Here is a 20,916-nt window from a genome sequence, read left to right on the forward strand (position 1 = left end):
CCGGTCAGTGAGTTAGTGCGATTTAAATCCGGCTGCGGCCATCAGCATTTTAAAGAGCATACTTACGCAGGCCAGCGCCAGAACGCTGCCGCCCCAGATGATGGCAAGCCACATCAAACGTTTCCATACAGGTTGTTGCATCAGTGATAACCCTCCCCATGCTGTACTTTTCCGCGAAAAACGTAATAACTCCAGAAGGTGTAGACCAGAATCACGGGAATGATCAACAGTGCACCCACTAACATAAAGCCCTGGCTTTGGACTGGCGCAGCGGCCTGCCACAGGGTAATGTCCGGCGGGATAATATGCGGCCAGATGCTGATCCCAAGCCCGCTAAAGCCAAGAAAAACCAGCCCTAATGTCATAATAAACGGCAGAGTATGGCTCGCAGGATCATTCAGGCAGCGCCACTGGCACAGACTCAGGATCGCAACCAGCGCAGGCACGGGCAGCAGATAAAACAGATTCGGCAGCGTAAACCAGCGCGCAGCAATAGCTGGTTGGGCGAGAGGGGTCCAGATACTGATTACTGCAATGAATACCAGAAGCAGGAGCAGAAGCACTTTCGATACCTGACGCATCCGCTGTTGCAGGGCATTTTCGCTTTTCATTACCAGCCACGTTGAACCTAGCAGCGCGTAAGCCACTACAAGACCCGCACCGCAGAAAAAATTGAACGCGGTAAACCAGTCAAACGGACCACCGCTGTAAGCGCGACCAGTGACGCTGAACCCATGGATGACCGCGCCGACGGTGATGCCCTGGCTGAAGGTCGCCACAATTGATCCGCTAATAAAGGCCTTATCCCAGAACGGGCGGTGCGCCGGAGTGGCCTTGAAGCGAAATTCGAAGGCGACGCCACGAAATATAAGCCCGATCAGCATTATTGTCAGTGGAATGGTTAGCGCGTCGATGATAACCGCATAGGCGAGAGGAAAGGCGCCAAACAGGGCCGCACCGCCAAGCACCAGCCAGGTTTCGTTGCCATCCCAGACGGGAGCCACGCTATTGACCATCACGTCGCGGTCGTCCGCATTCGGCGTTGCCGGAAACAGGATGCCTATCCCCAGATCAAAACCGTCCATCACGATATACATCAACGTGGCGAAAACGATAATCACGAACCAGATAATGGAAAGATCGATACCCATTACGGTTACTCCTTAAATTCAGTGGTGACGGCAGAAAGCGGACGAGCAGGGCGGCCATCGGATTCAGTCGCGAAGGATTCATGGGGCTGCGGCCCTTTTTTAATCAGACGCACCATATAGCTGTAACCCACGCCGAATACAGCGGTATAAACCACGAAGAAGGCCAGCAAACTGACGCTCATGTGCAGATCGCCATGCGCGGAAACCGCATCCTTTGTACGCTGTAGACCATAGACGACCCAGGGCTGGCGGCCGACCTCCGTTGTTACCCATCCGGCGAGGATCGCGATCAGCCCGGACGGCCCCATCAGCAGGGCAAACCACAGGAAGGAACGTGAGGTATAAAGGCGCTGTTTATAACGCAGCCAGATTGTCGTCACGCCCAGGAGCAGCATCAACATTCCCAGGCCGGCCATGATGCGGAAAGACCAGAAGACAATGGTGGCGTTCGGGCGATCTTCTTTTGGGAACTCCTTCAATGCCGTAACCTGTTTATCGAGACTGTGGGTCAGGATCAGGCTGCCGAGAGCGGGAATTTCCAGGCCAAAACGGGTCCGTTCCTGCTCCATATCCGGCCAGCCAAATAGCAGCAGTGGGGTAGGCTCACCCGGCGGATTCTCCCAGTGGCCTTCTATGGCGGCTATTTTCGCTGGCTGGTGTTTTAAGGTGTTAAGCCCGTGCATATCCCCCACCAGCGCCTGGACTGGGGCCACGATCAACGTCATCCACAACGCCATGGAAAACATGGTGCGAATAGCGGGCGTATTGTTTCCGCGCAGCAAATGCCAGGCCGCGGAAGCACCGACAAACAGCGCGCTGCTGAGAAATGCCGCTATCGACATGTGCAGCAGGCGGTAAGGGAAGGAGGGGTTAAACACCACGGCAAACCAGTCCACCGGAACGACCTGACCGTTGATGATTTCATACCCTTGCGGTGTCTGCATCCAGCTGTTTGACGAGAGGATCCAGAACGTAGACATGAGGGTCCCCAGTGCGACCATGCAGGTCGAAAAGAAGTGCAGCCCCGGCCCGACCTTATTCCAGCCAAACAACATTACCCCGAGGAACCCCGCCTCAAGGAAGAACGCGGTAAGCACTTCATAGGTCAGCAGGGGGCCGGTAATACTGCCCGCGAACTGGGAAAACCCACTCCAGTTAGTGCCAAACTGATAAGCCATCACCAGGCCGGAGACCACGCCCATCCCAAAGTTGACGGCGAAGATCTTCGACCAGAAATGGTACAGCGAGCGCCAGACGGGATTTTTTGTTTTCAACCACAGCCCTTCCAGCACGGCGAGATAGCTCGCCAGGCCAATGGTTATCGCCGGAAAAATAATATGAAAGGATACGGTAAAGGCGAACTGTATTCGCGCAAGATGAAACGCATCTGGACCAAACATGCACTGCCTCAATGTTAAACGGTGTACTGTTATGATAGAGAGGCGGCAAGTGAGATATCAGAAGCAGAAATCGATAATTTATCTATAACAGTTGTGGGAAAAGCTGAACTTTATCTGGCTGATATAGGTAACAAGGAAGAATAAAAAATTTCTTTTTATGATTTTTACGCATTAAACAGCTTGCTTTGTCGCCAGCAACATGCGTTAATGGATTTCTGGTTTTGAATCCAAATAAATATCTGACGTAGTTTTATAAAGCAGTTCTCATCACGTTGTGCCTCTCCGCAGCCTCTCTTGGGTCTTTATCTACATTCCGATTAGTTTTGTATCGAACCATTTATTGCCTGATCGGCTCATGAGTAATTTACGTTTTTACGTTTACAGGAGAATCCTATGACTTCTTATATCCATTTCCGCTGCCCATGCTGTCATGGCTCGCAGTACCGCACCTCAGCTTTTGATGTGTCTGACAAAAATCCGTTCGGCGCGAAATGCATTTTCTGCAAATCGTCGATGATCACGCTCGACCACCTGGCCGCAGCGCGTTCTGCTCAGAATCACATTACAGAGTACCGCAAGTAATCTGCCGCGTTTCCTATAACAGTTAGCAAAATCTTCTCTTTTTCTCCTGCTGATATACACTGTCAGCAATAAGGAGAATCTGATGAAAAAATACCAGCGTCTGGCGCAACAAATTATCTCGCAGATTGAGCTTGGCGTATGGTTGCCGGGCGATAAGCTGCCTTCTCTGCGAGAGCAGGTGGCAAGCAGCGGCATGAGTTTTATGACCGTGGGCCACGCGTATCAGATGCTGGAAAGTCAGGGGCGCATTGTTGCCAGACCGCAGTCAGGCTATTACGTTGCCGCCCGCCCGACCACACACCAGCCTGCACCGCCCGCGCAGGTGATGCGCGATGAAGTGGTCGACATCAACACCTATATTTTCGACGTGCTACAGGCCAGCCGCGACCCCTCCGTTGTCCCTTTTGCCTCGGCGTTTCCCGATCCGCGCCTTTTCCCGCTTCAGCAACTCAACCGATCGCTGGCTAACGTCAGCAAAACGGCTACCGCCATGAGCGTGATCGAAAACCTGCCGCCGGGTAACGTCGACTTACGTCATGCCATTGCCCGCCGCTACGCTCAGCAGGGAATGAATATCTCCCCGGATGAAATTGTGATCACCGCGGGCGCGCTTGAGGCGCTTAACCTCAGTTTGCAGGCTGTGACTGAACCAGGGGACTGGGTTATCGTTGAAAACCCCTGTTTTTATGGTGCACTCCAGGCGCTTGAACGTCTGAAACTGAAAGCGCTGTCGGTTGCCACTGACGTGCGTGAGGGCATCGATCTCAGTGCCCTTGAGCAGGCGTTAAATGATTATCCGGTGAAAGCCTGCTGGCTGATGACCAACAGTCAGAACCCGCTCGGCTTCACGCTGAGTGCAGAGAAGAAAGCTCAGCTGGTGGCCTTACTCACCCGGCATAACGTCACGCTGATTGAAGACGATGTTTACAGCGAACTCTACTTTGGCCGTGAAAAGCCGCTTCCGGCAAAGGCCTGGGATAAGCAGGATATGACGTTGCACTGCTCCTCATTCTCCAAGTGTCTGGTGGCCGGTTTCCGTATTGGCTGGGTGGCGGCGGGAAAACATGCGCGCCGTATTCAGCAGTTGCAGCTGATGAGTACGTTGTCCACCAGCTCTCCCATGCAGCTGGCGCTGGTGGATTACCTGGCGACCAAACGTTACGACGCCCACCTTCGCCGTCTGCGACGCACGCTTGCTGAACGCAAACAGCAGGCCTGGCAATCGCTTTTGCGTCATATGCCTGCCGGCGTCAAAATCCATCATAACGACAGCGGCTACTTTTTATGGCTTGAACTGCCTGAACAGCTGGATGCGGGGCGGTTGAGTGAGAAGGCGTTAACCCATCAAATCAGCATTGCGCCCGGCAAGATGTTTTCCACCTCCAATATCTGGACACCGTTTTTCCGTTTCAATACCTCATGGGGCTGGGGCGAGCGGGAGGAGCAGGCGGTCGTCCAGCTGGCGGGGTTAATCCGCGAAATGATGCTGCACCCAGTCACACCTTGATGAAAATTTCTGAAGCGACATGACGCGCGGTCTACCTTTAGTAAGGGAGCGCGGATTGGTAACGTGACGTTGTCACGTTTCTGCCCGCCAGAACGTGTGCTGACAGCGAAAACAATGTCGATTTCAACAGGACGATGCTATGCAAAATCAATTGCTGATTAATGGTGAACTGGTGACCGGCGAAGGTGAGAAGCAGGCGGTTTATAATCCTGCCACGGGTGAAGTGCTGCTGGAGATTGCTGAAGCGTCGGCAGCACAGGTGGACGCTGCCGTCCAGGCTGCCGATCGCGCGTTCACAGAGTGGGGACAAACGACGCCGAAAACGCGCGCCGATTGTCTGTTGAAACTGGCTGATGTGATAGAAGCCAACGCTGACGCGTTCGCAAAAGTGGAGTCCCTTAACTGCGGGAAACCGCTGCACTGTGTTCAGGGGGATGAGATCCCGGCCGTGGTCGATGTGTTTCGCTTCTTTGCCGGGGCCGCCCGCTGCCTGAACGGGCTGGCTGCCGGAGAATACCTCGAAGGACATACCTCAATGATCCGCCGCGACCCGGTTGGCGTTGTCGCCTCTATTGCGCCCTGGAACTACCCTCTGATGATGGCGGCGTGGAAGCTGGCGCCCGCGCTGGCGGCGGGAAACTGTGTCGTCATCAAGCCGTCTGAAATCACCCCGTTGACGGCGCTGAAGCTGGCGGAACTGGCGAAAGATATCTTCCCGCCAGGCGTGCTGAACGTGCTGTTTGGTCGCGGAAAAACCGTAGGAGATCCGCTGACCGGCCACGAAAAAGTCCGTATGGTTTCTCTCACCGGCTCTATTGCTACCGGAGAACATATTATCGGGCATACCGCATCTTCAGTTAAACGTACCCATATGGAATTGGGCGGAAAAGCCCCGGTCATTGTCTTTGACGATGCAGATTTGGATGCCGTGGTTGAAGGCGTGCGTACGTTTGGTTTCTACAATGCTGGTCAGGATTGTACCGCAGCCTGTCGTATCTATGCCCAGAAGGGGATTTACCCCGCGCTGGTCGAAAAGCTGGGCGCAGCCGTTGCCAGCCTGAAAATGGGCGCGCCGGACGATGCGTCAACCGAGCTGGGCCCGCTCAGCTCCGCAGCGCATCTTTCCCGCGTTTGTGCTGCCGTGGACGAAGCCAAAACCCTTGGACATATCCGCGTCGTCACCGGTGGCAGTAAAAGAGAGGGGGCAGGATATTACTTCCAGCCAACGCTGCTGGCCGGGGCGAAGCAGGAAGATGCGATCGTCCAGCGAGAAGTGTTTGGCCCGGTGGTCAGCGTGACAGAATTTGAGGATGAAGCGCAGGTGCTGAACTGGGCCAACGATTCGCAATACGGCCTGGCCTCGTCCGTCTGGACAAAAGACGTCGGACGCGCCCATCGCCTCAGCGCACGGTTGCAGTATGGCTGCACCTGGGTCAATACCCATTTTATGCTGGTGAGCGAAATGCCGCACGGCGGGATGAAGTTATCCGGTTATGGCAAAGATATGTCGGTCTACGGACTTGAGGATTACACGGTAGTCCGGCATGTAATGATCAAACACTAAACCCTCATGCCCGGCGCAGTGCCGGGCGATTCAGCTTACCAGCCACAGACCTCGTGTTCATTTTCCGTATCGTAGGCGCGAACGGTGTTCACCAGATCCTTCACGACATCTGCCGCGACGTCCGGGATCAACAGCTCCATTGGCGCTTCTGTTTCATAATCCACCGACACGCCGTTGCTGTTGTTGGTGACGGTCACGGTATAGGTAGCCTTACCCATTATTTACTCCTTATGCGTGTTGACCACTTTACCGATGCCCGCACCGCTGAGCGTGACGGCAGGATCCGCGAAAAAGTCGATATTAAAATAGGTGTCGTCGGTCAGTAGCTCAATGCGGTGCCATTTTTGTGGTGGGGAGATGCCAAAAGAACCGGCCTCAATGACCACTTCCAGATCGGGCTCGGTGGCGTCGCCATCGGCAAAGCCAAAGTAACGCACCGCACCCTGCATGACGGACAACCGACCGTACACGCCGGCTTTGGTGTTGTGATGGGTAAAAAGCGCTTTTGGGGCGGTCTCTTTATTCCAGAACGGCGTCGAGCGGGTATGAACAAAGTTTTCAGGAATACGTAACATCATAGTTTCCTTCATGTTGGCGGGCGCTTAAAGGGACTTAAGCACCTCAGGTTCAACAAAGAATTCAATATTGAACAGGGTGTCGTCGGTCATCACCTCAATGTGGTGCCATCTCTCTGGCGGGAAAACGCCGAAACGACCCGCTTCAATGACGAGCTCGCTGTCAGGCTCAGGTGTAAATTCATCAGCATAGCCCAGATAACGCACTGCGCCACGCATCACCGACAGGCGAGGGTAAACGCCCGGACGCGTGCCCGTATCAAGGTGACGTTTAAAAATGCCGGCGGGGGCCGTTTCTTTGTTCCAGAAAGGCGTGGAACGGGTGTGAATGCAACTCTGCGGAATGCGTAGCATGTTTCCTCCCTTAAAAGCCTGCTGGTATTAAACTGCTTTCTGAGAGGATGGATTTATCAAAAAGTGCATTTAATATGCATCTTATCAATAATAACCGTTTTGCTTTACCCGGCGTTGTTACACAAGGTACTCAGTTGTTATTATCCTTAGTATTTAAGTGGTTATGATGTAACGAAAAAACTTGATCTGTGTCAACATATGACGCATATTGCGTGCGGTTATTTTTCGGCTCAGGTAAACAGAATGACGTTGTATCAAAAGATGTTGGTGTTCTACGCAATCATGGCCTCCATCTGCGCATTAATCACCTGGTTCCTGTCTAAAGATCGTAAACGTATTCGCCTGTTGAGCGCATTCCTGGTGGGTTCCACCTGGCCGATGAGCTTTCCTGTTGCCCTGTTGATCTCTCTTTTCTGAAGCACGCTTCCAGAATCGGCATCCAGACATAGCATTCCATACATTGAGGCTGTATAAATATACAGTCCGTCATATATGGAGTGCTTATGAACAGTTTCTATTCGCAGCAAGCAGGCTGCACTGTGCGCTGGCAGGATCTTCCCGGTTTCGGTGACCCGGTTGTGTTTATCCACGGGTTGGGCTGTGCATCGTCGTATGAATATACTCGTATTGTCTGTGATACCCGTTTCGGGGGGCGCAGAGCCATTCTGATCGATCTTCCCGGTAGCGGTTACAGTGACAAACCTGACAACTACCGTTATCGCACGAGCGAACAGGCGCAGGTGGTGGTTGAACTGTTAAACCATCTCGCCCTGGATAGTCTATGGCTGTATGGTCATAGCATGGGGGGGAGTATCGCGATCGAAACGGCAGCACTGTTAACGTCGCGCGTTAAGGGCCTGATAGTATCTGAACCCAATTTTCATGCGGGTGGCGGGATGTTCAGCCGAGCAATTGCGGCCCAAACGGAACAACATTTTCTGGAACAGGGCTATGATGACATGCTGCGGGCGGAAACGTCGCCGTGGGCTGGAAGCCTTCAAAGCAATGCCCCCTGGGCCGTCTGGCGCGGCGCAACAAGCCTGGTCGAGGGCGTTAAACCTGACTGGGCACACCTGTTCTTGTCATTGAGCTGCCCGGTAATGTTAGTTTTTGGTGAGCGATCCCTGCCTGATGACGATTTTAATCGCCTGCAACAAAACGGCGTTGCTGTAAAAATTATCCCTGATGCGGGCCATTCAATGTCCTGGGAAAACCCGTCAGCGTTGGCTCAGGCTTTATCTGGCTTCATAAACGGCTCATGAAGGGGTAGCCCGCATTGCTGCGGGCTGCAATGATTAAGACAGCAGGGCAGACAAGGCTTTCCGCGCAGCAGGCTGAACGTCATACGGGCACTGATAATCCACGTTTTCAATCGCGCGGGTGTAGAGCGCAACCAGCCAGTCATAAACATAGGCTGTCGCCGCATGGACAGGCTGCTCGCCAAGTCGGGTAAGACGGGGAGAAGCGCTGCTCACAACTGGCGTCACAAAAATTGGCTGACCTTTGCGGATCCGGCTTGCAGGCCGTTCAGAAACGGGCGTCATTTCATAGCCAAGCCAGCTAATGAAATTGCCTGTCGCGGCATGCAGCTGCGCGGCACTGCTTTTATCTTTTTCTGCAATGCGTTGCAGTTGCAGCGGCAGATCCAGCCGGTAGCTGGTAACGATCAGCACATCCGCAATCTGCTGTAATACCTCTGCGTCCAGGCCCAGACGGGCAGCCGCCGCGTCGTTGCGACTCCACTGACGAAGATGGTTAACCCACACGTTATGGGCCAGCCGCGCCTTGTCTTTGGTCTGCAACGCGCCTGGATTTTCCTGCGTCTCTTCCGCAAACAGATCGATAACATCGTTAAACAGGCCGTTGACCTGTTCCTCACGAGGCTGGTGAACGGTCAGCAGCGTCTCAAACGCGTTTAACGGCGGCAGAAGTCCCTCAAGCAGTTCACCATGACGAGCGGCACTGCCTTGCAGCGTTCGGACCATTTTTTCGGCCTGTGCCCGCCCTGCGCCTGGCTCCTGAGTGAGAGGCGCGACATATGGGCGAATCAGCGTCGACAGCGACTCTTGTAACAGCCTTTTCAGCGCGCGGAGACGCTTCTGGCGCTGTGCCGGCAGGGTAGCCTGCGACAGCCACTCAATCACCCGCTGCATGCTGTGGGTATCGAGCGCCTGGAGCGTGCCCCAGCGCAGACCCGGCTGGCCCAGCAATTGCTGCACCGCTTCGTCCAGATTCTGCTTTGTGATAAACCGCGCATCATGAGGGGTAATGGCCCAGACCAGCCCCGGCAATGCGGATTCTTCAACCGGCTGCGTCTCTTTGACCCAGTTTTGCAGGAGCCTTGCCGTTTTCGCGGTCTGCTGGTGGTGCGCCGTCGCATTGCAGATAACCAGGACATCCGGCTGAATGTGCTGACGATAATGCTCCAGCAACCACAGGCATTTTGCCTGCATCATCAGCGGCGTGTTTTCCTCAGAAATGGCCGGAATATCAATGACGTCAACGTTATCCAGCACGCAGTTCTCAACGGGCAGCTCCACTTCGCGGGTCAGAGATGCCAGTACATCGACGGGCAGGCTAATGGCGTTAAGCAGCTCGCCGTTTTTTACCGGATGAAGCAGTGTTTCCTGTGCTTCCGGCACGGTAAACGCCCCGTGAGTAAGGAAGCCTTCGCAGGGCAGACCAAAGCTGTCAACCAGCAGACTCAACGGCGCCGCAAGCGCGCTGGCATGGCTGGTTTGATGCAGCACCTGGGCGAATTTAAGCCACTGCTGGGTTAACTCCTGCTGCTCCCCCCACAGCAGAGACCAGACGCTGGCGCGGGTGCTGAGATCAAGCGACGGAACCAGCAGGGCAAACTGGTGCCACAGGGCATCATCAATATGCTGCTTAGCGCCGGGTACTACGCTTTGCCAGAACCGGGCAATGGTCGCGACTTCCCGCGCCGTCATTCCCGGCACGCTCTGCGGTTGACGCAGCGCCCGCCACTTTTCAAGCCGGGTTTCAATCACCGATTTATCCACCGCGCGGATCTGCGGATCCAGCGTGGTGCGCGCGATAAACAGCTGCACCAGCTCGGCCTCCGTTACCAGGCGCAGGCGTAAGGGAAACGCGTCGTCTGCGACCTCGCGGGACGCTCTGCTGAAACGCACGGCCATGTTGGTCGGTGCATGCCCGGGGTTAATATGCGAGAAGTAATCAAACGTGCGTTGACCCGGCGTAACGTTCAGCCGTTCGTCCCCGCTGCCGCAAAGTGCAGCCAGCAGGTGCGCTTTCGCGGCCTGCGAGTGGCCGTATAAGCCGATACTGCCCTGGCTGACAAGGGCGCGATCGAGCGCCTCTTCACGCGCGCTTACTGCGTTAAGGCGGGCAAGCAGGGCGTCGGCTTCGTTATCCAGCATCGGGGCGTGCTGTCGCGTCTCGTTGATCCACCCGATTAAGGCCTGAGTGGTGGCAGTCGTCGCAGTCATTTGAGGTATACGCTCCCGCTGTCGATCCAGTAGTGGCTGCCGCTGTGTCGGCGATCGGCCAGAGTATTCAGTTTAAAGGTCAGGGCATCCGGCGGCACTGGCGTGCCGTCCTGTAGCCAGGCATCACTCAGCTCGAAAGATTCCGGGCCTTCCTGCTTAGTGCCGCCACGCAGCTTCAGGCGCACGTTCAGTACGCCGTCGCCCGCAATGGCTTTCGCCAGCTCGGCTGAGTTGATGCTCAGGGTATAGAGCGGCGTAGCGGGCCAGCGGGCATTGGCCAACTGCCGGAAGCCGAGCGTAACGTTGCCGCGCAGCGGGAAGTGCAGACGGGCGTCCAGTTTCGCGCCGGGTTTATCGAGGTCGATATCGTGATACCAGACGTTCTCGTCCCGCAGGGTATTGATCGTGTTATCCAGCACGCCCAGATAGCGCACCGTAGAGTACGCGCCGATATCCGCTGCTTTAAAGTTAAAGCGCGGCAGACGAAGATCCAGCGCCAGGCTACAGAGCATCGCTCCCACCGCAGCGGTGGATTTCGGGTTGCCGATCCGTCCCTGCTGGCTGAACGGATACCATTCATGAACCTGGTATTTATCCAGCCAGACGATGCGGTTGACGGGCACCGGTTGCAGGTGGCGAATCAAGGCCTGAACGCCCGGCAGACAGCCCGGCCGTCCGGTGATCAGCAGAATATCGCAGCTGTAGTGAGAGATCGCCTCACATACCGCATGAAGCGGGGCGGCAAGCGTGAACTGACCCGCCAGCATGGCGTCCCGCATCTCCCGGAAGCTGACGTGCAGCGGTACGCTGAACAGATCAAAGTGTTCTGAGCCGGCAGGCAACGCATGGTCGATCGCCTGCTGGAGATAATTCATCACGTTGCGCGTCGGTTTTTGCGCAAGCAGATCGCCAAAGGTGGCATGCAGCCCGGCCAGCGGATCGTCAACATCGCTCGATTCCCACGCCGCCAGGATCGCGTGACCGATCGGCATAAAGAGCTGAAGCGCCGTCTGCTGGCGCAGGATCGCCTGGGTATCGATCCGCCCGGAGTCACCGAACAGGGATGCCATCAGCTGGGAGGCATCGGCTATGCCGGATTTCTGAAGCTGGGTTTGCAGGGCGGGCAGAACGTAGCGCTGGATCACGTCCAGCAGCGTGTCGTCACCAGCGACCTTGAACCCTTCGCGGAACAGCAGCTGCGGGGTGATTTTGACGTTATTCCCGGAACCATCATCTAACTGATAGTGCGTGATGGCCATATCCGTCGTGCCGCCGCCGATATCGATAGATGCCACGCGCAGCGCACGCCCCGGCTGGACGCCAGGCTCAGGCGCGCGATCCGGACGGGCGAGGGAGGCGAAAAAGGCCTCGGTCTGGCCACCAAAATGGGAAATGGCTTCGTTATACAGCCACACCAGCTGGCCGCAGCTGGCCTCGTCCCACTCCATCTGGATCTCAGGGACCGGCACCACGCTTTTTTCCTGCTGCTTGCGGCTGGCAAAATCTTCATCCTGCGGGTGCCAGCCCATCGCCTTCCAGACGATGGCGATGGCTTCGAACATGCGGCGACGGAAAATCTCGCGCTCCTGTTTCGGCATTGCCGACGGCAGGGTAAGGATCAGCGTCCGCAGCTGGCGGGGAGAGGCCGGGAAGCCGAGCCGCAGGCGGGTGGCCACGCTGTTAATCTGGCCAAGCGCCTGAGCCAGCAGCTCGCAGAGCATGTGCGTCATCAGGGTGCTGCGGCTGTACTGCGGAGAGAACACCGGCAGGCGCTCATCCTGCGGCAGCGTAAAGAGCGGTTCCCCGTCGTCGTTCATCAGGTTCATCAGCGGAAACGCAGTTGCCAGCGGTTCGCGCTGGGTTTTGCTGTTCATCTGGCTAAAGCGCCAGTCCTGCACCACCGGCGTCTCGTCCCACAGATAGCGACGCGGGCTGGAGATGCCGCTGTTGCCTTCCGTGCCCAGACGCTGCATCGCCAGCTTACGCGCTTCATCACCCACGCGGACAATCGACGGCCAGACGAACGCATCCTCCCGGCCGCTTTCCACGGAGAAGTGCTGTTTGCCAAAACGCGCTTCAGAAAACTCAAGTCGGCTGGTAAACAGCGGCTCATTCAGGAACTGCGGCTCACTCAGAGATCGTACCTGAAGTTCAGCCGTCTGGCGCAGGCCGTCGTTGGCATCACCATGATCTTCAATAATCACGCCGCAGGTATGGGTGTTGCCTACGTCAAGGATCAAATCGACAGGAATAGCAGGGGTGCTCAGGGTATGGGTGACAAACTTCACTTCCGGCACGGTGAGTTGTTCACCGAGCATGGAGAGCAGGTTGAGCCAGTGCGCCTGATATTCAAAGCTGCGCATGGCCTGATGCAGCTCGCGCTCGGAGCGTTTTTCAACCCCGTCGGCAAACTGCGTGAAGGCTTCGCGCAGCCAGCCGTCAATCCAGGTCTGGTCGAGGAAACTCTCAACCTCACTGTCGCGCCAGGCGAGCGCGAAACGCGTGCCGTTCAGGATATCGTTTTCAACCGGCGACAGGGCAGACGTCGCATGCTCTGCAATCTGGCTGTCGAGCGCGACGGTGACCCGGTGCGTATTGCCAGCTGCGTCGGGCGTGGAAAGCTTTCGTACCTGGACGCGCGCCCAGTTATCCGGGCCTTCAACAAACGTCCGCGGCGGGTTAAAGCGCAGGAAAGGGATCGGCAGCCAGACGCCGTCCAGCACGGTCAGGGAGTCATGCAGTGGAATGGTGCTTTCAGGCTTGACCACTTCCGGCTGCCCGCCATCGGTGGCAGGGAGCGTGTACCGGCCGTTAACCAGGTCAAAATCCAGACGCAGCAGCGGGCCATTTGCCGTTTTACGCACGAAACGCCCGTTGCTGGCGGTGTCCTGCGGAGTCAGGCCAAAATCGAGAAACTGCACGCCGCTGTTAGCAATCAGCGTCACGCTCTGTTTATAGTCGCAAAGATTAACCAGCATAGGATCAGACACCTGCTTTCTTGAACGTCAGAGGAACGACGGTGTTGGCATCGTAACGTGCGGTGCATTCCGCCACATCGCTGGCACCTGCCTTACAGGTCACTTCCGGCATCGGATAGCGTGAACCGTCGGTGCAACGCGCGTTTCCGCGCGTTTTGATCAACAGCTCGCCGTTGCTGTGTAATCCGGAAAAGACGTCTACCCGGCAGACAATGTTGTCGCCATGCACGACCCGGGCGAAACCTTTATTGTTCTGGATCTGGTAGCGCAGCGACGGCGGTTTGCCGGTGAGCGGATCCTGCACATCGAGAAACGCGCGCCAGGTGCCGTTCAGGAAGCGCGTTAACCCCGCTTTGACCTGGTTTGCCTCCATCACCATCGCATCTTTCGGTATCGCGGTAATGACCACCGGTTCGGCTGCCGGGGCAGGCGTTTTCACCTTCGGCTCTACCACTTCGGCCTGGTGCAGCGGGAGTTTCAGTTCAAGCGGCTCAACCGTCTTTATGGGGGCCGGAGCAATGGCGACGGGTACTGGCGCTGGTGTGGCAACAGGCGCTGCGATCGGGGCCTGTTTTGGCCAGAGCAGCGGGGTGGCGATGGCTGCAATAATGACGGCGGCAACCGGCAGCAACCACAGGGGGGAGCGACGTTTTTTCTGTATGGCCGCCGGTGCGGGCTCTGGCGGCGCGGCGTTCATGCGCACCGGCTCTGGCGTATACAGTTCATCGTCGGTGATACGGACGGTAGTCACAGGCGTGATAAGCGGCGCGTCGGCCTGCTCAAAGGTCACCACCGGGGCCGGTTCTGGCTCCGGTTCAGGTTCAGGCTCGTTAATCACCACTGGCTCAGGTTCAGTGACCAACGATTCGCGCAGGCAGTCCAGCACGTCGTCGCGCGCGTTTTCGTTAAGGTTGACGAAACCCCAGAAGCAGAGCACCGGTTTGCCATCCACCAGGAAAACAAAGTTTTCACCGGGAAACTGAAAGGCTTTTGAGAGCAGAGAGCCAAACAGTTGCTGCGCCGTTTTCGGTGACTGAAGGCATTTTTTACTCAGCGACTCCACGCTGGTGAGCGTGTTTTCCAGATAGCGCAGGGCGCGATAACGATCATCTTCAGCCGCCGCCTTCCAGCTGGAGACGGTTCCCTCAACCGGGGAGTACCAGTCAACGCGATCGCCGCCGTCGTTGACCTGGGGGATGGCCAGGCAATCAACGATAGCCTGTTGTTTGCGCAACCGAAGCGCTTCGCGGATTTGCAGCGCTGATTCAAAAACGGCCTGTCCGCCGCCGCCAACGGCCTGAAAATCATCCAGATTACCGCTGCGTAAAAGTGTTTTTGCCACGATTTGGTCCTGTAGACTTTTTCACGCCATTACTTTAGCGAATCAGGTAAGCAAGCAAACGGCTGAGGAGACGGCAAAAGGGACGATTTCTTGCGGCATTGATCGTGACGGTTGTGCTTGACGAATAATGGACCTTAAGGCAAATCGGTTTCTGCGGGCTGATGCTAAAACCAGCGAAATGTACGGCTTTAGAATAACCTGATAGTGATTCGTTATTTGTCAGGCCAAAACGTCTGTGCTGTTATTACTGTTCACTATAATAAAACCGAAAGGGTAATAACCATGTCTACAGGGAAAACTGTGCTCGCCCTCGCGCTGAGCGCGCTGCTACCGGCAAGCGCCGCATGGGCGGCAAACAAAGACACCATTATCTACTGCTCCGAGGCGTCGCCGGAGTCGTTTAACCCGCAGATCGCCAGCTCTGGGCCCTCATTTGTCGCCAGCTCGCAAACGCTGTATAACCGTCTGATTAACTTCGACCCGGTAAAAAACACGCCGGTGCCTTCTCTGGCCGAGTCGTGGACCATTTCGCCAGACGGCAAAACATACACGTTTACCCTGCGTAAAGGGGTAAAGTTCAACAGCAATAAATACTTCAAACCGACCCGTGATTTTAACGCTGATGACGTTATTTTCTCCGTTATGCGTCAGAAAGACCCTAAGCATCCCTATCACAATGTTTCCCAGGGTAATTACGAATACTTTAATGACGTGGGCCTCGACAAGCTCATTCAGGATGTGAAAAAGATCGACGATTATCACGTTCAGTTCACGCTGAGTGAACCCAACGCGGCGTTCCTGGCCGACTGGGGAATGGACTTCGCCTCGATCCTCTCTGCCGAGTACGCGGACGCGATGCTGAAAAAGGGTACGCCTGAAAATGTGGATACCTGGCCAATCGGCACCGGCCCGTATGTGCTTCAGCAGTACAAGGTGGATTCGCTGATCCGCTACGTCGCCAATCCGAACTACTGGGAGGGAGAGGTGCCGACCAAACACCTGATCTTCTCCATCACGCCAAATGTTGAGACGCGTCTGGCTAAGCTGCAAACGAACGAGTGTCAGATCATTCCTGCGCCGTCGCCGGTGCAGTTTGAAGCGATCAAGAAAAACAAAGACCTGACCCTGCACTCGGTGGATGCGCTGAACGTGGGGTACCTGGCGTTCAACACGGAGAAAAAACCGTTTGATAACGTGCTGGTGCGCCAGGCTCTGAATTACGCAACGGACAAAAAGGCCATTGTTAACGCGGTCTTTATGGGGTCTGGTACGGTCGCTAAATCGCCGATCCCGCCGAACATGCTCGGCTTTAACAAAGACCTGAAGGATTACGGCTACGATCCGGAAAAAGCGAAAGCGCTGCTGAAGCAGGCGGGTCTGGATAAGGGCGCGGAAGTGACCCTCTGGTCCATGCCGGTTCAGCGTCCGTACAACCCGAACTCGCGACGCATTGCGGAGATGATCCAGGCTGACTGGGCGAAAGTGGGCGTGAAGGCGAAAATCGTCTCATACGAGTGGGGGGAATATCTCTCCGGCATGCGTAAAGGCGAGCATGATTCCGCGCTGTTCGGCTGGATGTCTGATAACGGCGATCCGGACAACTTCGCCGATGTGCTGCTGGGTTGTAACAGCATCAAAACCGGATCTAACGCCGCGCGCTGGTGTGATAAGGGGTATGATGAGCTGGTGCAAAAGGCCAAACTGACCAGCAACCCGGACGAACGTGCGAAGCTGTATGGCCAGGCACAGGAGATTTTCTACCAGCAGGCACCGTGGATTGCGTTAGCTAACGGCAAAACGTTCTACGCGACCCGCAGCAACGTGACCGGGTACAGCGTGAGTCTGATGGGCAGTGACTTCTCGAAAGCGAAGCTGAACTGATCGTATTCTTGCCGGGTGGCGGCTATGCCTTACCCGGCCTACAGTTACCACCCGTAGGCCCGGTAAGCGTAGCGCCACCGGGCACGTGAAAAGGAGTGACAATGTCACATTTAAACGATGTTATCGCCCGCGTCGATGCCGCCATCGAAGAGAGCATAATTACCCACATGAACGAACTGCTGATCGAATTAAGCGACGATGCAGAGCTCAGCCGTGAAGATCGCTATACCCAGCAGCAGCGCCTGCGTACCGCGATTGCGCATCATGGTAAGCAGCATAAAGAAGAGGCGGAGGCGCGCCATGCCCACCTCACGCAGGGTGGGACTATCCTGTAAGGGTTAAAACTGGCGCCGTGCCACCAGCCAGGCGCCGACCACCAGCATCGCTGCGCCGCAGACCGGGCCAACCAGCGCCCTCAGGGGGACACCGTTGCTCTTGAGGATGTCCATCACCAGGCCGCCAATCAGCTGGCTTGCTACCAGCACGGCAATGGTCGTTGCCGCGCCCACATTTTGATACCCGCTAATACTGGCAAAGACAAAAAATGACCCCAGCAGGCCGGGGATCAACGTCCACCAGCGCACCGTCGACGCCAGTTCGCTAAACCCCGCCAGGCCATTTTTCACCAGCAAAATGCTGACAAACAGCACAATCCCCACCAGCGAGTTCAGCAGCATGGCGATAAGAATGGTGGAAGAGGATTGCGTAATGCGCACCATCAGGGTGTTTTGCACCACCAGCCCAATCCCGGCGGCCACCAGAAACGCTAACGTCAACGATTGATTCATGGCAGAGCATCCGGATCGCTGCGCTCATCGAGCTGGAGTTGCATAAAGGTTAAATCCAGCCAGCGACCGAATTTGGTTCCCACCTGCGGCATATTACCGGTGGTAACAAAGCCCAGGGTTTCGTGCAGATGAATCGACGCCTGGTTCTGCGCCTCGATACCGGCAACCATCACATGTTTACCAATCTGGCGGGCTTCCTTGATTAATTCCGTCATCAGCAGCCGACCGATGCCTTTGCCCTGATGATCGGGATGAACGTAAACCGAGTGCTCCACCGTATGGCGAAAACCGTCGAACGCTCGCCAGTCGCCAAATGAGGCGTATCCCGTCACAACACCTTCTTCTTCACTGACCAGCACCGGATAACCCAACAGCGTGCGCGCCTCAAACCATGCAATACGGTTATCGGTGTCGACAGTTGTATCGTTCCAGATGGCGGCGGTGTGCAGCACCGCATGGTTATAAATTTCACCGATAGCGGCACAATCTTCTTTGCAGGCATGACGAACGATCATGGTTAACCTCTGGCTGTGTTGTTTACTATAGTAGTACGATTCACTCACAATATTACACAGTTCTTGTGTTGCATCGCTACGACAAAATCCCTATTTTTTTGTCACCAAACTGCCCCGAAAAACCATCCGTACACTATAGTATGACGTCATGAACACAATGACAGACAATATGAATCAACGCATTAGCGCCCGCATACGCCTTGAACGCGAGTCGCGGGGCTGGTCATTAAGCGAACTGGCCGAACGGGCAGGTATTTCACGCGCCATGATCCATAAGATTGAACGGGGGGACAGTAGCCCAACGGCGACGCTGCTTGCCCGGTTATCCGGTGCCTTCGGTATTAGCATGTCTACGCTCATTGCGCGCGCGGAAATGCAGGAGGGCAAACTGTTACGTCTGGCGAACCAGCCCGTCTGGCGCGATCCGCAAACCCACTATTTACGTCGTCATGTGTCGCCGCGCAGCGATATGCCTATTGACCTCGTCCAGGTGGAGCTGCCCGCGGGCAGCGATGTGCCGATGCCCGCCTCCTCTTATGCGCTGGCGCGACAGCTGATTTGGTTGCAGGCAGGTGAACTGGTCTTTCTGGAGGGGGACACCCGCCATGAAATGAAGGCCGGAGATTGTCTGGAACTCGGGCCGCCGAACGACTGCCGGTTTATTAACGAAACGGATGAATCGTGCCTTTATCTGGTCGTGCGGCTTAATCAGTCCGGCTCATAATGCAAAGGCGATCCGCAGGATAACGTGCCAGACTTGAATGACATTTTCAGCTGTAAGGAGCGATGAATGAGTCAATCAACTACGCAAAACCGACGCTGGGTACTGGCTTCCCGTCCACACGGCGCACCGGTTGCCGAAAATTTCCGCCTGGAAGAGCAGCCGATCCCCACGCCCGCAGAGGGGCAGGTGTTATTACGCACCGTATGGCTCTCGCTTGATCCGTACATGCGTGGCCGTATGAGCGATGCCCCATCCTATTCACCTCCTGTCGAGATTGGCGCGGTGATGGTGGGCGGCACGGTAAGCCGCGTCGAGACCTCCCGCCATCCGGATTATAAAGAGGGCGAGTGGGTTCTGGGCTACAGCGGCTGGCAGGAGTATGAACTTTCCGACGGGAAAGGGCTGGTCAGGCTGGGCGAAAACCCGTCGCACCCTTCATGGGCACTCGGCGTGCTGGGAATGCCGGGCTTCACCGCGTATATGGGGCTGCTTGATATCGGCCAGCCTCAGGCGGGGGAAACGCTTGTCGTGGCGGCAGCCACGGGGCCGGTCGGCGCAACGGTGGGGCAGATCGGTAAAATCAAGGGGTGCCGGGTTATCGGCGTGGCCGGCGGGGAGGAGAAATGCCGTCATGCGGTCGACGTGCTCGGTTTCGACGCCTGCCTGGATCACCATGCGGATGATTTTGCCGAACAGCTGGCGAAAGCCTGCCCGCAGGGCATTGACGTATATTATGAAAACGTCGGCGGTAAAGTCTTTGACGCCGTACTGCCGCTCCTGAATACCTCCGCGCGCGTGCCGGTTTGCGGACTGGTCAGCGGCTACAACGCGACCAACCTGCCGGATGGTCCGGATCGCTTGCCGCTGCTGATGGGGACCATCCTCAAAAAACGCATCCGCATGCAGGGCTTTATCATCGCTCAGGACTATGGTCATCGTATCGACGAGTTCCAGCAGGAAATGGGACGCTGGGTGAAGGAAGGCAAAATTCACTATCGCGAGCAGGTCACCGAAGGGCTGGACGCGGCGCCGGAGGCGCTGATTGGGCTGCTGGAAGGGAAAAACTTCGGCAAGGTCGTGATCCGCGTGGCGGCGGACTAAACAGAGCATCGGTTATGGCGGGCAAAGTCCGCCATAATTATTTGTGAAGATACGATATATTGTCTTTAATTAATCCATAAGCATTGCGCGCCATCGGCCCAGCTGAGCCAGAAGTGGTAAACGTAATATTAATTGAACAATTTTTATTTTAACGCGCGCCCTTCATACCAGGCATGACGATACAGGATATATCAAACCGGCGATGTTTTTTTAAACAGTCGCTGAAAATGGCATTTTGTTTTGGCTACGGGAATTAAACATGCTTGATTTGGAAAATCTGGAAAAAGCACAAAGAATCAGTCTGACGATGCAAGTTGAGAACAGTTTAAAGGGAGCGTTAATTACGGGCTCATTAAAACCTGGGGCTCGACTCATCACGAAAGAGATTGCGGATAAATTAGGCACCAGCATCACACCGGTGCGCGAAGCCCTGCTGCGCCTGGTGTCGGCAGGCGCATTACAGGCCACGCCTGCTCAGGCGTTTTTGGTGCCAGAGGTTACGCTGGAGCGTTATAACGAAATTAACGCCATTCGAAAACAGCTTGAGCCGATGGCCGTTGCGGCGGCGTGTCAGAATATGACCGAGACCAAACTGGATGCATTACGCGCGCTGTCAGATAACTTCAGCACCGCCATGCATCAGGGCGACGTGCAGAAGGCGATCCATGCCAACCGCGTGTTCCGTTTTACGCTTTATCAGTATGCCGAAATGCCGACCCTGAACTCGCTGATTGAGCAGCTCTGGGTACGGATTGGTCCGTGTATCAACTACCTGCACGAAGAGATGAAAGATATCCCTGCAACGACTTACCATTATGCCGATCTGCTTTCTGCGCTTGAGCAAAGGGACGTGACGGCCAGTCGGGAAGCGATCGACCGAGCCATTGATGAAGCTAATATCCTCCTGCAACGGCAATACTACAGTTAAGGATCGCACTGGCGCACTTATTTTTTTATTCGTTTTAAACTTCCCTGAGTATATTC

21 protein-coding genes are annotated in these 20,916 nt (G+C 55.8%); 10 read left to right on the forward strand and 11 right to left on the reverse strand.

Translation table 11 applies throughout. From position 1 onward, the window contains the following. Window positions 1-12: 12 nt before the first annotated feature. Genes ACOTYH_RS08150 through ACOTYH_RS08160 form a run of 3 tightly spaced genes read right to left on the reverse strand, consistent with a single transcriptional unit; the run spans window position 13 to window position 2,551 of the window. Window positions 13-141, reverse strand: a complete 129-nt coding sequence (locus ACOTYH_RS08150) for a DUF2474 domain-containing protein (RefSeq protein ID WP_017693358.1) — start codon at window positions 139-141, stop codon at window positions 13-15. Further along, window positions 141-1,151, reverse strand: coding sequence for a cytochrome d ubiquinol oxidase subunit II (gene cydB / locus ACOTYH_RS08155; protein WP_047733286.1), 1,011 nt, complete (start codon window positions 1,149-1,151; stop codon window positions 141-143). Before cydB ends, ACOTYH_RS08150 begins: the two co-directional genes overlap by 1 nt. Window positions 1,152-1,156: 5 nt before the next feature. After that, the gene (locus tag ACOTYH_RS08160) at window positions 1,157-2,551 is read right to left on the reverse strand and encodes a cytochrome ubiquinol oxidase subunit I (RefSeq protein ID WP_421637665.1); all 1,395 of its coding nucleotides are present in this window, start codon (window positions 2,549-2,551) and stop codon (window positions 1,157-1,159) included. 393 nt (window positions 2,552-2,944) lie between these two features. On the opposite strand from ACOTYH_RS08160, the gene ACOTYH_RS08165 reads away from it, so the two are divergent. From ACOTYH_RS08165 to patD, 3 genes are all read left to right on the forward strand, one after another. Then, a complete protein-coding gene (locus tag ACOTYH_RS08165; protein WP_017693360.1) occupies window positions 2,945-3,133 on the forward strand; it encodes a hypothetical protein in 189 nt (62 codons plus the stop codon). 82 nt (window positions 3,134-3,215) lie between these two features. Beyond that, window positions 3,216-4,640, forward strand: coding sequence for a PLP-dependent aminotransferase family protein (locus ACOTYH_RS08170; RefSeq protein ID WP_017693361.1), 1,425 nt, complete (start codon window positions 3,216-3,218; stop codon window positions 4,638-4,640). A gap of 139 nt (window positions 4,641-4,779) precedes the next feature. Continuing rightward, a complete protein-coding gene (gene patD, locus ACOTYH_RS08175) occupies window positions 4,780-6,204 on the forward strand; it encodes an aminobutyraldehyde dehydrogenase (RefSeq protein WP_033487823.1) in 1,425 nt (474 codons plus the stop codon). Window positions 6,205-6,239: 35 nt separating this feature from the next. On the opposite strand, the gene ACOTYH_RS08180 is transcribed toward patD, so the two are convergent. The 3 genes from ACOTYH_RS08180 to ACOTYH_RS08190 are packed head-to-tail and all read right to left on the reverse strand — an operon-like array spanning window position 6,240 to window position 7,133. Continuing rightward, window positions 6,240-6,422 carry a DUF1869 domain-containing protein gene (locus ACOTYH_RS08180; protein ID WP_003856955.1) on the reverse strand — a complete coding sequence of 61 codons (183 nt, stop codon included), beginning with the start codon at window positions 6,420-6,422 and terminating at the stop codon, window positions 6,240-6,242. A 3-nt stretch (window positions 6,423-6,425) separates the two neighbouring features. After that, a complete protein-coding gene (locus tag ACOTYH_RS08185; RefSeq protein ID WP_003856958.1) occupies window positions 6,426-6,779 on the reverse strand; it encodes a DUF1971 domain-containing protein in 354 nt (117 codons plus the stop codon). A 27-nt stretch (window positions 6,780-6,806) separates the two neighbouring features. Further along, a complete protein-coding gene (locus tag ACOTYH_RS08190; protein ID WP_015570441.1) occupies window positions 6,807-7,133 on the reverse strand; it encodes a DUF1971 domain-containing protein in 327 nt (108 codons plus the stop codon). Window positions 7,134-7,376: 243 nt separating this feature from the next. On the opposite strand from ACOTYH_RS08190, the gene ACOTYH_RS08195 reads away from it, so the two are divergent. Both ACOTYH_RS08195 and ACOTYH_RS08200 read left to right on the forward strand, forming a co-directional pair. Next, entirely contained in the window at window positions 7,377-7,550 is a 174-nt protein-coding gene (locus ACOTYH_RS08195) for a GhoT/OrtT family toxin (RefSeq protein WP_003856960.1), read from the forward strand. An 86-nt stretch (window positions 7,551-7,636) separates the two neighbouring features. Further along, window positions 7,637-8,395 carry an alpha/beta fold hydrolase gene (locus ACOTYH_RS08200; protein WP_421637666.1) on the forward strand — a complete coding sequence of 253 codons (759 nt, stop codon included), beginning with the start codon at window positions 7,637-7,639 and terminating at the stop codon, window positions 8,393-8,395. Between the two features lie 33 nt (window positions 8,396-8,428). Here the strand turns inward: ACOTYH_RS08200 and ACOTYH_RS08205 are convergent, their stop codons facing one another. From ACOTYH_RS08205 to ACOTYH_RS08215, 3 genes are read right to left on the reverse strand one after another with little or no spacing between them, the layout of a single operon-like run. Then, window positions 8,429-10,603 carry a virulence factor SrfC family protein gene (locus tag ACOTYH_RS08205; RefSeq protein WP_421637667.1) on the reverse strand — a complete coding sequence of 725 codons (2,175 nt, stop codon included), beginning with the start codon at window positions 10,601-10,603 and terminating at the stop codon, window positions 8,429-8,431. Continuing rightward, window positions 10,600-13,581, reverse strand: a complete 2,982-nt coding sequence (locus ACOTYH_RS08210; protein ID WP_032653703.1) for a virulence factor SrfB — start codon at window positions 13,579-13,581, stop codon at window positions 10,600-10,602. Before ACOTYH_RS08210 ends, ACOTYH_RS08205 begins: the two co-directional genes overlap by 4 nt. 4 nt (window positions 13,582-13,585) lie before the next feature. Next, the gene (locus ACOTYH_RS08215; RefSeq protein WP_047637310.1) at window positions 13,586-14,923 is read right to left on the reverse strand and encodes an SrfA family protein; all 1,338 of its coding nucleotides are present in this window, start codon (window positions 14,921-14,923) and stop codon (window positions 13,586-13,588) included. 282 nt (window positions 14,924-15,205) lie between these two features. Here ACOTYH_RS08215 and ACOTYH_RS08220 point away from each other — a divergent pair, with 282 nt between their 5' ends. Together ACOTYH_RS08220 and ACOTYH_RS08225 are read left to right on the forward strand one after the other, a co-directional pair. After that, complete coding sequence (locus ACOTYH_RS08220; RefSeq protein WP_017382274.1) at window positions 15,206-16,804, forward strand: ABC transporter substrate-binding protein; 1,599 nt, start codon at window positions 15,206-15,208, stop codon at window positions 16,802-16,804. Between the two features lie 101 nt (window positions 16,805-16,905). Beyond that, complete coding sequence (locus tag ACOTYH_RS08225) at window positions 16,906-17,139, forward strand: YdcY family protein (RefSeq protein WP_017382275.1); 234 nt, start codon at window positions 16,906-16,908, stop codon at window positions 17,137-17,139. Window positions 17,140-17,142: 3 nt separating this feature from the next. On the opposite strand, the gene ACOTYH_RS08230 is transcribed toward ACOTYH_RS08225, so the two are convergent. Continuing rightward, window positions 17,143-17,592, reverse strand: coding sequence for a DMT family transporter (locus tag ACOTYH_RS08230; protein WP_032103594.1), 450 nt, complete (start codon window positions 17,590-17,592; stop codon window positions 17,143-17,145). After that, the gene (locus tag ACOTYH_RS08235) at window positions 17,589-18,107 is read right to left on the reverse strand and encodes a GNAT family N-acetyltransferase (RefSeq protein WP_015570449.1); all 519 of its coding nucleotides are present in this window, start codon (window positions 18,105-18,107) and stop codon (window positions 17,589-17,591) included. Before ACOTYH_RS08235 ends, ACOTYH_RS08230 begins: the two co-directional genes overlap by 4 nt. 148 nt (window positions 18,108-18,255) lie before the next feature. Between ACOTYH_RS08235 and ACOTYH_RS08240 the strand changes: the two genes are divergently transcribed. The 3 genes from ACOTYH_RS08240 (at window position 18,256) to ACOTYH_RS08250 (ending at window position 20,860) form a co-directional block, all read left to right on the forward strand. Then, window positions 18,256-18,831: a helix-turn-helix domain-containing protein gene (locus tag ACOTYH_RS08240; protein ID WP_017382277.1), complete on the forward strand. Its 576-nt coding sequence runs from the start codon at window positions 18,256-18,258 to the stop codon at window positions 18,829-18,831. A gap of 66 nt (window positions 18,832-18,897) precedes the next feature. After that, complete coding sequence (locus tag ACOTYH_RS08245) at window positions 18,898-19,932, forward strand: NADP-dependent oxidoreductase (protein WP_063138331.1); 1,035 nt, start codon at window positions 18,898-18,900, stop codon at window positions 19,930-19,932. 259 nt (window positions 19,933-20,191) lie between these two features. Beyond that, window positions 20,192-20,860, forward strand: coding sequence for a GntR family transcriptional regulator (locus ACOTYH_RS08250; RefSeq protein ID WP_003856981.1), 669 nt, complete (start codon window positions 20,192-20,194; stop codon window positions 20,858-20,860). Window positions 20,861-20,916 lie beyond the last annotated feature (56 nt).

Source organism: Enterobacter cloacae complex sp. SHL001 (assembly GCF_049236825.1).
Classification (GTDB): domain Bacteria; phylum Pseudomonadota; class Gammaproteobacteria; order Enterobacterales; family Enterobacteriaceae; genus Enterobacter; species Enterobacter hormaechei_C.

Coding starts and splice junctions, on each gene's coding strand:
- ACOTYH_RS08150 (WP_017693358.1), bottom strand. CDS start 141: ATGCAACAACCTGTATGGAAACGTTTGATGTGGCTTGCCATCATCTGG.
- cydB (WP_047733286.1), bottom strand. CDS start 1,151: ATGGGTATCGATCTTTCCATTATCTGGTTCGTGATTATCGTTTTCGCC.
- ACOTYH_RS08160 (WP_421637665.1), bottom strand. CDS start 2,551: ATGTTTGGTCCAGATGCGTTTCATCTTGCGCGAATACAGTTCGCCTTT.
- ACOTYH_RS08165 (WP_017693360.1), top strand. CDS start 2,945: ATGACTTCTTATATCCATTTCCGCTGCCCATGCTGTCATGGCTCGCAG.
- ACOTYH_RS08170 (WP_017693361.1), top strand. CDS start 3,216: ATGAAAAAATACCAGCGTCTGGCGCAACAAATTATCTCGCAGATTGAG.
- patD (WP_033487823.1), top strand. CDS start 4,780: ATGCAAAATCAATTGCTGATTAATGGTGAACTGGTGACCGGCGAAGGT.
- ACOTYH_RS08180 (WP_003856955.1), bottom strand. CDS start 6,422: ATGGGTAAGGCTACCTATACCGTGACCGTCACCAACAACAGCAACGGC.
- ACOTYH_RS08185 (WP_003856958.1), bottom strand. CDS start 6,779: ATGTTACGTATTCCTGAAAACTTTGTTCATACCCGCTCGACGCCGTTC.
- ACOTYH_RS08190 (WP_015570441.1), bottom strand. CDS start 7,133: ATGCTACGCATTCCGCAGAGTTGCATTCACACCCGTTCCACGCCTTTC.
- ACOTYH_RS08195 (WP_003856960.1), top strand. CDS start 7,377: ATGACGTTGTATCAAAAGATGTTGGTGTTCTACGCAATCATGGCCTCC.
- ACOTYH_RS08200 (WP_421637666.1), top strand. CDS start 7,637: ATGAACAGTTTCTATTCGCAGCAAGCAGGCTGCACTGTGCGCTGGCAG.
- ACOTYH_RS08205 (WP_421637667.1), bottom strand. CDS start 10,603: ATGACTGCGACGACTGCCACCACTCAGGCCTTAATCGGGTGGATCAAC.
- ACOTYH_RS08210 (WP_032653703.1), bottom strand. CDS start 13,581: ATGCTGGTTAATCTTTGCGACTATAAACAGAGCGTGACGCTGATTGCT.
- ACOTYH_RS08220 (WP_017382274.1), top strand. CDS start 15,206: ATGTCTACAGGGAAAACTGTGCTCGCCCTCGCGCTGAGCGCGCTGCTA.
- ACOTYH_RS08225 (WP_017382275.1), top strand. CDS start 16,906: ATGTCACATTTAAACGATGTTATCGCCCGCGTCGATGCCGCCATCGAA.
- ACOTYH_RS08230 (WP_032103594.1), bottom strand. CDS start 17,592: ATGAATCAATCGTTGACGTTAGCGTTTCTGGTGGCCGCCGGGATTGGG.
- ACOTYH_RS08235 (WP_015570449.1), bottom strand. CDS start 18,107: ATGATCGTTCGTCATGCCTGCAAAGAAGATTGTGCCGCTATCGGTGAA.
- ACOTYH_RS08240 (WP_017382277.1), top strand. CDS start 18,256: ATGAACACAATGACAGACAATATGAATCAACGCATTAGCGCCCGCATA.
- ACOTYH_RS08245 (WP_063138331.1), top strand. CDS start 18,898: ATGAGTCAATCAACTACGCAAAACCGACGCTGGGTACTGGCTTCCCGT.
- ACOTYH_RS08250 (WP_003856981.1), top strand. CDS start 20,192: ATGCTTGATTTGGAAAATCTGGAAAAAGCACAAAGAATCAGTCTGACG.